The organism is Yinghuangia seranimata, assembly GCF_029953285.1.
Taxonomy (GTDB): domain Bacteria; phylum Actinomycetota; class Actinomycetes; order Streptomycetales; family Streptomycetaceae; genus Yinghuangia; species Yinghuangia seranimata.
In genome coordinates, this window is record NZ_JASAOI010000068.1 from 82,737 (window position 1) to 95,039 (window position 12,303).

The 12,303-nt window shown below is 74.5% G+C and carries 11 protein-coding genes, 1 rRNA gene and 1 pseudogene; 5 read left to right on the forward strand and 8 right to left on the reverse strand.

The genetic code is table 11. The features are described from left to right. Window positions 1–85: 85 nt before the first annotated feature. Entirely contained in the window at window positions 86–814 is a 729-nt protein-coding gene (locus QI554_RS37525; protein WP_281476916.1) for a hypothetical protein, read from the reverse strand. Between the two features lie 168 nt (window positions 815–982). Here QI554_RS37525 and QI554_RS37530 point away from each other — a divergent pair, with 168 nt between their 5' ends. Then, window positions 983–1,324: an alkyl sulfatase C-terminal domain-containing protein gene (locus tag QI554_RS37530; RefSeq protein ID WP_281476919.1), complete on the forward strand. Its 342-nt coding sequence runs from the start codon at window positions 983–985 to the stop codon at window positions 1,322–1,324. A 7-nt stretch (window positions 1,325–1,331) separates the two neighbouring features. Here QI554_RS37530 and QI554_RS37535 read toward each other — a convergent pair whose 3' ends face one another. From QI554_RS37535 to QI554_RS37550, 4 genes and pseudogenes are all read right to left on the reverse strand, one after another. Further along, window positions 1,332–2,309: a hypothetical protein gene (locus tag QI554_RS37535; protein WP_281476920.1), complete on the reverse strand. Its 978-nt coding sequence runs from the start codon at window positions 2,307–2,309 to the stop codon at window positions 1,332–1,334. 70 nt (window positions 2,310–2,379) lie between these two features. Continuing rightward, window positions 2,380–2,520 (reverse strand): annotated as a pseudogene (locus QI554_RS37540) (hypothetical protein); the annotation flags it as partial. A 46-nt stretch (window positions 2,521–2,566) separates the two neighbouring features. Next, entirely contained in the window at window positions 2,567–3,580 is a 1,014-nt protein-coding gene (locus QI554_RS37545) for an HAD-IIA family hydrolase (RefSeq protein ID WP_281476936.1), read from the reverse strand. Window positions 3,581–3,720: 140 nt separating this feature from the next. Continuing rightward, complete coding sequence (locus QI554_RS37550; protein WP_281476922.1) at window positions 3,721–4,257, reverse strand: tetratricopeptide repeat protein; 537 nt, start codon at window positions 4,255–4,257, stop codon at window positions 3,721–3,723. A gap of 150 nt (window positions 4,258–4,407) precedes the next feature. On the opposite strand from QI554_RS37550, the gene QI554_RS37555 reads away from it, so the two are divergent. Further along, entirely contained in the window at window positions 4,408–5,787 is a 1,380-nt protein-coding gene (locus QI554_RS37555; RefSeq protein ID WP_281476924.1) for a DUF1015 domain-containing protein, read from the forward strand. A 238-nt stretch (window positions 5,788–6,025) separates the two neighbouring features. Further along, the gene (locus QI554_RS37560) at window positions 6,026–6,916 is read left to right on the forward strand and encodes an NAD-dependent epimerase/dehydratase family protein (RefSeq protein WP_281476926.1); all 891 of its coding nucleotides are present in this window, start codon (window positions 6,026–6,028) and stop codon (window positions 6,914–6,916) included. 107 nt (window positions 6,917–7,023) lie between these two features. On the opposite strand, the gene QI554_RS37565 is transcribed toward QI554_RS37560, so the two are convergent. Beyond that, on the reverse strand, window positions 7,024–7,797 hold the full coding sequence (locus QI554_RS37565) for a metallophosphoesterase (protein ID WP_281476927.1): 774 nt from the start codon (window positions 7,795–7,797) through the stop codon (window positions 7,024–7,026). A 98-nt stretch (window positions 7,798–7,895) separates the two neighbouring features. Here QI554_RS37565 and pdxR point away from each other — a divergent pair, with 98 nt between their 5' ends. Further along, on the forward strand, window positions 7,896–9,395 hold the full coding sequence (gene pdxR, locus QI554_RS37570; RefSeq protein ID WP_281476928.1) for a MocR-like pyridoxine biosynthesis transcription factor PdxR: 1,500 nt from the start codon (window positions 7,896–7,898) through the stop codon (window positions 9,393–9,395). Between the two features lie 120 nt (window positions 9,396–9,515). Here the strand turns inward: pdxR and QI554_RS37575 are convergent, their stop codons facing one another. Beyond that, entirely contained in the window at window positions 9,516–10,376 is an 861-nt protein-coding gene (locus QI554_RS37575; RefSeq protein WP_425528125.1) for a tetratricopeptide repeat protein, read from the reverse strand. A gap of 75 nt (window positions 10,377–10,451) precedes the next feature. Between QI554_RS37575 and QI554_RS37580 the strand changes: the two genes are divergently transcribed. After that, window positions 10,452–11,987 (forward strand): hypothetical protein, encoded by a 1,536-nt coding sequence (locus tag QI554_RS37580; protein WP_281476939.1) that lies wholly within the window; start codon window positions 10,452–10,454, stop codon window positions 11,985–11,987. A 191-nt stretch (window positions 11,988–12,178) separates the two neighbouring features. Here the strand turns inward: QI554_RS37580 and rrf are convergent. Further along, window positions 12,179–12,295 (reverse strand): 5S ribosomal RNA (gene rrf / locus QI554_RS37585). Window positions 12,296–12,303: the final 8 nt, after the last annotated feature.

Genomic DNA, 12,303 nt, shown 5'->3' on the forward strand with positions numbered 1-12,303 from the left:
GCCTCGGCCCGTCCGCCGTCCAGGATCCCGCCGCGTGCCGTCCGGCCCGCGCAGGCGCACCGCGCGACCGGGCCCGGCGGGGCGGCTACGCGTCGGCGTCGGGCTTCGGCTCGGCGTCCGGCTTCGGCTGAGGGCGCCGCGCCGGGGCCTTCTTCGCGGTGGCCCGCGTGCCGGAGCCGGGGGCGGCGGTCTTCTTCGCGGTGTCCTGCGTGCCCGAGCCCGGGGCGGCGGTCTTCTTCGCGGGGGCCTTCTTCGCCGCCGCGCGCTTGGCCGCCTTGGCCGGGGTCACGGCGCGCTTCGCCACCGGCGCGTCCGCCTCCGGCGCCGAGCCGGCGCGCACGCCCGCGTCCGAAGCCCCGCCGCGCGCCCCCGACTTCCGCACCGGCACGGCCTCGTCGTCCTCGACCGGAACCGCCTGCACACGCGGCGCACGCGCCGGGCGTGCGGGCGCGGACGCCTGCGCGAGCCGGTGCTCGAGGTCGGTCACACGCCGCTCGACGCGCTCCAAGTCGTCGTCCACGCGCCGCACGTCGTCGACCCACGGCCGCAGCCGCCCCATCGCCTTGTCGACCTCGCTGCGCACGACGCCCACCAGCAGGTCGCGGTTCGCCTTCCCCGTCGTGAACAGGTCGTCGGCGACCTGCTGCACGTACTGCGGCACGGCCTGCGCCTGCTGCGCGACCTGTCCCGGAACGTGGTCGAGGTCGACGCCGGCCTTCTCGACGAGTTGCTTGGCCGCCTCGGTCACCCGCTGCACGGTCATCTCGGTCAGACCAGTCGCGATCTGCAGGTAGCTGCGCAGTGCGTCACGCATGTTCCGGCGCCTCCTGGGGCTCACTCGGGCCGACGGCGACCCGCCTTCGCGCGGGGCGTCCGTCTCGACGCTACAGCGTCGGCGCGCCCCGAGCCGCCCGTGACCGCCCGAACGGGGCGGTGGGGTACGGTCGGCAGCGGGCCGGGACCGGAAAGGACACCTCCACTTATGGCGAGCGTCGAGGAATGCCGCAGCGCGCTGGAGCGCCTCTCCGCGAAGCTCGGCGGCGCCGACGGCGACCTGGGGAAGGCCGCACGCCTCGACCGCAGCCTCACCTGCCGGGTCACCGACCTGAAGCTCACGTTCTCCGGGCAACTGCGCGACGGCGCGCTGCACGACATCACCACCGAACCGCCCGCCGGCAAGGCGCAGATCCGCCTAGAGACCACGAGCGACGACCTGCTCGCGCTCGTCGACGGCGACCTCAACTTCGCCTCGGCGTGGGCCCGCGGGCGCGTCAAGCTGGAGGCGTCGATCAAGGACCTGCTGACGCTCCGCAAGCTGATGTAGCCCCGGCCTACACCCCGCGCGTGCTCTCCCACGCCGCGAGCACGGCTGCCGCCGCAGCCTGCACGGGCGTGAGACCCACAACTTCGCGGTCACGCCGCACGCGGAACCGCCGCTTCGCGCGCACCTCTTCCACCAGCGCGTCGACCTGCTGCCCACGCCGCTCCGCCCAGTGCTTCAAGGCCTCGTCGCGGACTTCGACCAGCGCACGCCTCCGGTCAGGCGACCGCGGGACGAACACGCCGTCGGCGGCCGCAACGTGCTCGGCATACCGGTCGCCCCAGAACTCGACCGTCCACCCCGGCCACCGCGACGCCATGTCGTACGCCCCGGCCTGGGCGTCCAGCAACCACCACCCCACCCACCGCCGCGCCGCGTCGACGTGCACCCCGGCACCGACGACGCGGTCGCACGGCGCGTGGTCCTCGGCGTCCGCGAGCTGGTCGAGCAAGGCCGGGCCCAGGGCAATCGGATGGTCATCCGCGTAGACGAGCAGATGACAGCGCCCGCCGACCGTGACCGCGCACAGGTAATCGTCGCCGCCCCAGTCGCCTTCCCAGTCCGCGAGCTCCGCCGCGTCCACCGGCGAGCCGACGTAACAGGACGCGTCGGGATCGCGCACCACCGCCGGGTCGAGCCCCATGTACGTCAGCAAGTCGGCGGGGCCGTCGTGGCCGCAGCGCACCTCCCAGCCCGGCCATGCGGCGCGCAGCAGTTCGAACGCCGCCGCGCGGTGCGGCATCCGGGTGACGGGGCCCTCCCACGCGAACATCAGCAGGACGCGCCGCCGCAGATCGAACAGCGCCGCGGCCTCGCACCACACGTCGTCGCGCCAGTGCGTGCACGCGCTCTGCGCGCGGACGAACGGCAGGACCACGTCAGGTCCGGCCATCAGGTCCAGGTCGATGCCGACCGCGCCGAACCGCGACTCGTGCATCGCGACCGTCCCGTCATCGCCGACGATCACATACATCGCCCAGTCCGCCACCGCGCGACCATCCCACGCGGCCCCATGCGGCGGCGACGGGATATCGCGACCATCCCGACAACAGGTGGCCGGAGGCCGGGGCGGTGGCCAGCACCGCGCCGGGCACGAGCCGCCGCTGGGGCCCGTCGGTCCGTACCTTGACGCTGACTTGCCCGCGGATGCCGTACGCCCGGCCGATCCGGGCAAGGCGAGCAGGCGAGCAGGCGAGCAGGCGAGCAGGCGAGCAGGCGAGCAGGCGAGCAGGCGAGCAGGCGAGCCTACGCCGCCGCGGCCAGCGTTTCCTTGACTGTTTTTACCGCGTGTTCGAAGTCCACGGCCGTCGATGTGTCTGCCGCCGCCCACATGGCTGCGCAGGCGGCGCGGAGGGCGTCGAGGCCGTCGTCGGCGCCGTCGTGGTGGTCCAGCGCCAGTTCGCCGTCGTCGATCCGGGCCGTCCAGGCGCCGCACGTCCAGGCGCCGTCCGGGGACTGCTCGGGGCGCCGCAACTCGTGCAGGAGTGCGCGGAGGTCCGCCGCGATGTAGGTCGGCCTCAGGCCCGGGCCGGCGCCGAGTGCACCTGGGATGTCGGTCACGCCGGTGAGCACGAGCAGGCTGTCGACGCCGCCGGCGACCGCGCCCTCGATGTCGGTGTCCAGGCGGTCCCCCACGACCAACGGTCGGCGGGCTCCAGTGCGGAGCATCGACTCGCGGTGGAGCGGCAGTTCCGGCTTGCCCGCGACGATCGGCTCGGCGCCGGTCGCCGCGCGGACGACCCCGACCAGTGCGCCGTTGCCGGGCGCGATGCCGCGTTCGGTCGGGATCGTCAGGTCGGCGTTCGACGCGAACCACGGCACCCCGGCGCCGACCGCGTACGACGCCTCGGCCAGCAACTCCCAGCCCACCGACGGCGCGAAGCCCTGCACCACCGCCACCGGCCGGTCCGCCGCCGACACCACAGGCATGAGGCCGCGCTCGCGGAGCGCCGCGACCAGGCCCTCGCCGCCGACCGCCAGCACCGGCGCGCCGGCCGGGAAGCGTTCGGCGACCAGCCGGGCGGCGGCCTGCGCCGACGTCACGACGTCCGACGCCTCGGCCGGCACCCCGATCCGGGTCAGGTGCGCCGCGACGGTGTCGGGCGTACGCGAGGCGTTGTTCGTCACGAACGCCAGCGTCATGCCGGCCTCACGCGCCGCCGCGAGGGCGTCCGGCGCGTGCGGCACGGCCTGCTGCCCGGTGTAGACGACACCGTCGAGGTCGAGCAGCGCGACGTCGTACGTGCGCACCGGCACCACCGGCCCCCGGACGCCTGCCTCCGCGTCGGCGAAGGCCCCGGCGTCCGCCGCGCCCGGACCGCTCAGAGCGCCCGCGCCCTCGGAACCGCCCGCCCCCGTGGAGCCTTCCGCCGCCTCCGCGCCGCTGCCCGTGCCGCTGCTCACGCCGGTCGTCCTCCCGCCTCGCCGTCCCCGGGCCGCCTGGCCCCTTCGCGGGCCCGCAACGTCGCGCGGGCCTGGGTCAGCGCCACACGGTAGTGCTTGGTCGCCGGCCGCATCGCCACCGCCAGGGCCAAATGCTCGACCGCGGTCTCGAAGTCACCCAGCCGCGCCGCCGACAGCCCCCACCCGAACTGCGCGTAGTCGTCGGCCGGATCTGACTCGGCGACGGCCCGGAACTCGGCGAGCGCGGCGCCGTGCCGCCCCGCGTCGAACAGCGCCCGCCCGAGCGCCTCCCGCACGCTGCGCGACTCCGGCGCGCCGTCCGCGGCCCGCGCCAGCAACTGCGCGGCCGCCGCCGGATGCCCCGAGTCGAGCAGCGCCATCCCGCGCCGGTACCAGTCGTAGACCTCGCCCTGCGGCGCGCCGCCCGACGCGCCGCCCCCGCCGCCCTGCCCCTCGCCCCCACCGTCTCCCGGCCCGGCGTCCGCGCCCGCCGCGCCACCAGTCCCGAACTGCCCCTGCGGCCCACCCGTCATCGTCCGCTCCCGTCCCGCCGCGTCGGCGACCGTGCCGTGCCCGCCGGGGACCGGGGCGGACCCGCCCCCGAGCCCCCGTCCCACCCGCGCGCGGTCCCGCCGAGCCGAAAGGCGCGGCCCCCGCGCGATCATGGACGTAGCATGCCCGTCATGGACCACGCCGACACGAACGGGCTTGATCTGGCTCCTTTCCGGGGACTGCGCTACGACCCCGCGAAGGTCGGCGACCTCGCCTTGGTGACCTCCCCCCCGTACGACGTCGTCGAACCCGGCGGCATCGGACTGCTGGAGGACGCCGACCCGCACAACATCGTGCGCGTCGTACTGCCCCGCGCCGACGCGTGCGGCGCCGAGGGCCCGTACGCGCACGCCGGCGTCACGTTGCGCACGTGGCTGGCGGAGGGCGTGCTGCGCCCCGACCCGGTGCCCGCCCTGTACGTGTACGAGCAGACCACCGCGACCGCGCACCAGCGCGGCCTCATCGGCGCGCTGGCCCTCGGCGGCCCGGACCACACGCCCGCCACCGCCTCCGAAGGCGCCGCACCCGACCCCGGAGCCGACGGCACGGGCGTCATCCCCGCCGCCCGCAACCCGCACCCGGCCGTGCTGCCGCACGAGGACGTCATGCCGGGCCCGGTCGCCGACCGCACCGAGCTCATGCGCGCGACCCAGGCCAACCCCGAGCCGATCCTGCTCGCCTACTCGGGCGACGGACCGGCCTCGGACGCCGTGGACCGCGCGGCCGCCGCGGGTCCGCCGCTGCTGGACACCCGCACCCCCGACGGCACCGAGCACCGGCTGTGGGCCATCACCGACCCCGCCCAGCTCGCCGCGATCGACGCCGACCTGCGGACCCGGCGCGCGCTCATCGCCGACGGCCACCACCGCTGGGCCGGCTACCGCAGGCTCCGCGACGACGCGTACGCCCTCGGCCGCGGCGCGGGCCCGTGGGACCGCGGCCTCGTGCTGCTCGTCGACACCGCCCGCTACCCGCTGCAGGTCGGCGCGATCCACCGCGTCGTACCGGGCCTGTCGGTCGACGCCGCCCTGGACGGGCTGCGCACGCACGGCCCCGCCGGGTCCGGCGCGTTCCTCGCCCGCCGCGTCGACGACCCGTGGCCGTCCGTGCTGTGGACGCTCGAGCGCGCCGAGGGCCCCGCCTACCTGCTCACCGGCGACAGCGCCTTCCACCTGTTGACCGACCCCGACCCGGACCTGCTCGCCGACGCCGTGCCGTACGACCGCCCGGCGGCGTGGCGCGCCCTCGACGCCACCGTGCTGCACGCCGCGCTGCTCGACCGCGTGTGGCGGGTGCCCGACGACCCCACGCACATCACGTACCACCACGACGCGGTCGCGGCGATACGCGAGGCCCAGCGCACCCACGGCACGGCGCTGCTGCTGCGCCCGGTCACCGAGGGCATCGTCCGCGAACTCGCCGAGCAGGGTGTGCGGATGCCCCGCAAGTCGACGTCCTTCGGGCCCAAGCCGGCCACGGGGCTGGTGCTGCGCAGCCTCGCCCTCGACTGACGGGCCGCGTCTGACGAGTGGTCACAAAGGCCGGTTATCCTGATCACTTGTGACTACTTGAGCACTGGATGTGATCGGATCTGACGTGGCGGCGAGACACCGCACCCCCATCGGCCCGCCTCGCAGCACGGGGGCGAAACGTCGCCCCGATCCCGGGAATCCGCCGCCCCGGCGCCGCGTTTCCCTCCGGCGCGAAGACCGTAGGGGAAGCAACAGCGAGCAAGGAAAGGGGAGCCGCATGCGCGTGTTCCTGGCCGGAGCGACCGGCGCGATCGGCCGACTCATGGTGCCGATGCTGATCACGGAAGGCCACGAGGTCGTCGGCACGTCCCGCACCGACCGCGGCGTCGAAGCCGTCCGCGCGCTCGGCGGGCACGGCGTGCGGGTCGACGCGTTCGACGCCGACGCCCTGCGCAAGGCGGTCGCCGAGGCCGCACCGGACGCGGTCGTCCACCAGCTGACCGCGCTGAACAACAGCACGCCCGCCGAACACGGCCGACTGCGCCGCGAGGGCACCCGCAACCTGGTCGACGCCGCGCTGCTCGCCGGTGTGCAGCGCATCGTCGCCCAGTCGATCGCCTTCACCTACGCCCCGGGCGACACCCCCGCCGACGAGCGCACCCCGCTCGACCTGGATGCCGCGCCCCCGCGCGAGGGCACGGTCGCGAGCGCGCACGCGCTGGAGAGCATCTCTGCCGAACTCCCCCAGCACGTCGTGCTCCGGTACGGCACGCTCTACGGCCCCGGCACATGGTTCGCCCCCGACGGCGGCGCGGCCCGCCTGCTGCGCGGCGAGGCCCTCGACGACACCGAGCGCACCTTCCTCACCGGGCTGGCCGCCGACGACGGCGTCCACTCGTTCGTGCACGTCGAGGACGCCGCCCGGGCCGCCGTCGCCGCCCTGGCCTGGCCCTCCGGCATCGTCAACATCGTCGACGACGAGCCCGCCGCCGCCCGCGACTGGCTGCCCGTGTTCGCCGACGCGGTCGGCGGGACCGCGCCCGAGCCGGCCCCGCCCGGCACCCGCATCGGCTGGCAGCGCGGCGCCGACAACACGTACGCCCGCCGCGGCCTCGGCTGGCAGCCGCTCTTCCCCACCTGGCGCACGGGCTTCTCCGCCGCCCACTGACACGCCACAGCATCGCGGCCGACCCCGACCCCCTACGGCGGAGCCGGCCGCGACGACCCAACGGTCACGTCCGCGTGCGGGCGTGACCCTGCACAGGTCGCCGACGGCTAGGCGACGTCGACCGTGCGGTAGTGCGTCGTCACCCGGCCCTCGTCGTCGACGACGTGGAACGCGAGCCCGGGCGGCGCGTCCAACGACACGTACTCCTCGGACCCGACGGGTGTCTCCCACGGCAGCAGCACCGTCGACACCACACCGGGGGCGACCAGCACCGGACGCCCCGCGAACGTGGTGGCGGCCGCCGTATGCGCGTGCCCGCACACGAACGCGGCCAAGCCCGGGTACCGCCCCGCCAGTTCCGCGAGCCCGTCCGTCTCCCGCAGCCGGATCCCGTCGACGTACGGCACCGCCAGCGGGACCGGCGGATGGTGGAGGCCCACCAGCACCGGCACACCCTCCGGTGTGTCCGCAAGCACGCCCTCCAGCCACGTCAGCGTCGCGGCCTCCAGCCGGCCGTAGTCCTCGCCCGGCACCGACGAATCGCACGGCGCGACGACGAACCGGTCCGTGCGGTGCACCTGGTCGACCGGCGCGACCGCCGCGCCGGCCGAGCCCACCGGTTCGTCCAGCAGGAACTCACGGAACGTCGCCCGGTCGTCGTGGTTCCCCGGGCACACCAGCACCGGGTGCCGCGACGCCATCGCCTTGCGGGCACGCGTGTACTCCGCACCCTCGGCGTGGTCGGCGATGTCGCCCGTCACCAGCACCAGGTCGAGGTCGTACGGCAGCGCCTCCAGGTGGTCGAACACCGCCCGGGTGCGGGCGACGCTGCGCTCCCCCGCGTCGATGTGGACGTCACTGACATGCGCGATCACGATCACGGCCCAAGCCCCTCGCTGTACCCCGCCGGCACCACGTCGCGTACCGGCTCCGGACACCAACCTAAAGAGCATCCGGACCAGTCGTAAGATCCGGTTCCATGCCAGAAGTTTGGTCCAGTTCGTCGATCGACCTGCACGTCGACGTCGCGTCGGGCGGCGCCCGACGCAGCTCCCTCGAGGACGCCCTGCGCCGCTCCGTCCGCGACGGCCGCCTCGCCCCCGGCACCCGCCTGCCCTCGACCCGCGCCCTCGCCCACGAACTCGGCCTGGCCCGCGGCACCGTCACCGCCGCCTACAACCAGCTCGCCGAGGAAGGCCACCTCATCACCCGGCCCGGCTCCGGCACCCGCGTAGCCCCCACGCCCGGGCCGCCACCGCACGCCGCCGCCGCACAGCAACCCGGCACACGCGCCCCACGCACGGCACCCGCGCCGACAGCCGCCGGGGCAGGCATCCCCGGCGCACCCGAGCCCACGCACATGCTGCGGCCCGGCCTCCCCGACATCAGCGCCTTCCCGACCCGCGCCTGGCTCGCCGCCACCCGCCGCGTCCTCACCCAGCGCCGACCGGAGGACGTCCTCGACTGCGGCTCCGCGCAGGGCCGCCCCGAGCTGCGCGCGGCACTCGCCGACTACCTCGGACGCACCCGCGGCGTCCGCACCACCCCCGACCACATCGTCGTCACCACCGGCTACCAACAGTCCGTCACCCTCCTCGCGCAGGCCCTTCGAGCCGCCGGCGCCGACACCGCCGGCTGGGAGGACCCCGGGCACAACCACTTCCGCACCACCGTCGAGCGCGCCGGCCTCCGCACCGCCCCGCTCCCCGTCGACGACCAGGGCGCCCGACCCGACGCCCTCACCGGCCAGGTGCACGCCGCTTTCGTGACACCCGCCCACCAGTACCCGACCGGTGTCCCTCTCCATCCAAAACGAAGACAAGCCCTCTCCGGTTGGGCCCGCACCCACGGCAGCCTCATCGTCGAGGACGACTACGACGGCGAGTTCCGCTACGACAGGCAGCCCGTCGGCGCCCTGCAAGGCATCGCCCCCGACGTCGTCGCCTACTGCGGCACCGCCTCCAAGTCCCTGGCGCCCGCACTCCGCCTCGCCTGGCTCGTCCTGCCGCCGCACCTCGTGCCCGGCGTCGTCGCGGCGAAGGCCGAAACCGACGGCTACACCGAGACCCTCGGCCAACTCGTCCTCGCCGAACTCATCACCACCCACGCCTACGACCGCCACATCCGCGCCTGCCGCCTGCGCTACCGGCGCCGCCGCGAACACCTCCTGGACCGCCTCGCCGCCTTCCCCGACCTCACCCCGCACGGCGTCCCCGCCGGACTCCACGCCCTGGTGACCCTCCCCGCCCACCAACGGGCCGCCGACGAACAGGCCCTCCTCGACGCCGCCGATCACGCGGGCATCGCCCTGCGCGGCCTCAGCGAACTCCACCACCCGGCCACGTACGTCCCCGACCGCTCCGCCGCAGGCCTGCTCATCGGATACGCCGCACCCTCCGAGCACCGCTTCCCTGCGGCCGTCGACGCGCTGTGCGGGCTGCTCGACGGGCAGGGCTACCGCCGCCGGCACAGCGACTGAAGCGACCGAAGCGACTCAAGGAACGAAGTGATTCGAGGAACGACAAAGGGCCGCGGCCCGGCACCGGAGAACCTCCGATACCGGGCCGCGGCCCTTGTCACCTGACTGCTAGATCACCGCTCAGTCGCGCTTGGCGTCCGACGCGGAGTCGGACTCAGCGGCCGGCAGGTCGTCGTCGTCATCCATGTCGTCGTCCGCGAAGACGTCGACCTCGCCGTCGTCCGACGCGTCAGCATCGACCTCGGCGTCGTCCTCGTCCTCGTCATCCTCGTCGACCAGCTCGTCGTCTTCGTCGTCGTCTTCGTCGTCCAGCTCGTCCTCGAGCTCGTCGTCGACCTCGACGTCGTCGTCATCGGCTTCCTCGTCGTACGCGTCGACGAACTCCGACCCGTCCAGCTCGGCGAGCCGGTCCGCCGCACCCGTCGCACCGTCCGAGTCGACGTCGGCCGCACGCGCGAACCACTCGCGCGCCTCGTCCTCACGCCCGACCTCGAGGAGCGCGTCCGCGTACGCGTACCGCAGCCGCGCCGTCCACTCCTTGCTGATCGTCGCGTTGAGCTCCGGCACCTGGAGCGTGACGACCGCGGCGTCGAGCTGTCCCATGTCGCGGCGCGCACCCGCGGCCACGATCCGCAGCTCGATCTGCGTCGCCTTGTCCAGCTCCTTGACCTCGGGCGCGCCCGCCATCTGCAGCGCCCGCTCCGGACGGCCCAGACCGCGCTCGCAGTCCGCCATGACCGCCCAGTGCTCCACCGAACCGGTCATCCGTCGCGCGGCACGCAGCTCCGACAGCGCCTCGTTGTAGCGCCCGGTCATGTACGCGGCGATACCCGCCGCCTCCCGCACCGCCGCCACACGCGACGCCAGCCGCAGCGCGACCCGGGAGTACCGGTACGCCTGCTCCGCGTCCTCGTCGACCAGCCGGCCGACCATGACCAGGTTCTTCGCGACCTCGTCGGCCAGCGTCTTCGGCAGACTCATCAGCTCACGGCGCGCGACCGCGTCCAGCTCTTCGCCGGTCACGTCCTCCGGGATCGGCAGCCGGTCGACCGGCGCGTGGTCGCGACGCTCCCGCTCGTCGTGCGTGAACGGACGACGGTTGCCCCGCTCGCCACCGCGCTCGCTGTCGCGGTCACGGAAGTCGCGCTCCCGGAACGGCGGACGCCGGTCGTCACGCGGCCGGTTGTCCCGGTCGCGGTTGAACGAACGCCGCTCGCCTCCGTCGCCTTCGCGGCGGGGGCCGCGGTCGCCGTACGAGGGACGGCGGTCGTCCCGCGGCGGGTAGGAGCGGCGCTCGCCGCCGCGGTCCTCGCGCGGCCCGGACGACGGACGGCGGTCTCCACCCCGGTCGTCACGCTGGCCGTACGAGGGACGGCGGTCGTCGCCGCCTTCACGACGCGGACCGCGGTCCCCGTACGAGGGACGACGGTCGCCACCACGGTCATCACGCTGCCCGAACGAGGGGCGACGGTCATCACGCTGCTGGTAGGGACGACGCTCGCCGCCACCCGGCGCCTCACGACGCGGGCCGCGGTCGCCGTACGACGGGCGCCGGTCATCCCGGTCGCCGTACGAGGGACGGCGATCGTCGCCGCCCTCGCGACGCGGGCCACGGTCTCCGTAGGACGGACGACGGTCATCGCGCGGCGGGTAAGAGCGACGCTCACCACCACGGTCTTCGCGCGGCCCGGACGACGGACGGCGGTCTCCACCCCGGTCGTCACGATCCCGGTTGAACGGCGGACGACGGTCATCGCCCTCACGACGCGGCCCACGGTCCCCGTACGAGGGACGGCGGTCGTCGCGCGGCGGGTAGGAGCGGCGCTCACCACCACGGTCTTCGCGCGGCTGGTACGGACGACGCTCGCCACCGCGGTCGTCACGCTGGCCGTACGAGGGACGGCGGTCGTCGCCTTCACGACGCGGACCGCGGTCCCCGTACGAGGGACGGCGGTCGCCACCACGGTCATCACGCTGGCCGTACGACGGACGACGGTCATCACGCTGCTGGAACGGACGGCGCTCGCCGCCGCCCTGGCGGTCCCGGTCGCGGTCGCCGTACGAGGGACGGCGGTCGTCGCCGCCCTCGCGACGCGGGCCGCGGTCACCGTAGGACGGACGACGGTCGTCACGCGGCGGGTAGGAGCGACGCTCACCACCACGGTCCTCGCGCGGCTGGTACGGACGACGCTCGCCACCGCGGTCGTCACGATCCCGGTTGAACGGCGGACGACGGTCATCGCCCTCACGACGCGGCCCACGGTCCCCGTAGGACGGGCGACGGTCATCACGGTCACGGTTGAACGGACGGCGCTCGCCGCCGCCACCCTGACGGTCCCGGTCCCCGTACGACGGACGCTGCGGACGGTCGCCACCGAACGAACGACGCTCGCCACCGCGGTCGTCGCGCTGCTGGTACGGGCGGCGCTCGCCGCCACCCGAACCGCCCGAGCCACCCGAACCCGAGCCGCCCGAGAATCGACCGCCGCCAGCACCAGGTCCGCGTCGGCCGGCACCCCCCGAGTTCTGCGAGCCACCGGAACGGCGATGCGGTCGCCCCTCAGAGGGATAGGACATGGGATTGACTCCTAAAGGATCATGGATCACTGCGCCACCGACATGGCTGCGATCCCCATTGTCCCGCACTCCCAGGCACCCGGCGCACCGGGAGCGGCATCTCCCGAAGATCCATCGGCCGGCTCCTGTGCGGGACCCAGCGAAAAAGTCCAGAAATACAAGTAAGGGGTTCCACCGAGCGGTGGAACCCCTTACTTTCAAGTAAATTCCGGCGGCGTCCTACTCTCCCACACCCCTTCGAGTGCAGTACCATCGGCGCTGAAGAGCTTAGCTTCCGGGTTCGGAATGGGACCGGGCGTTTCCTCTTCGCCATGACCACCGGAAAACCATC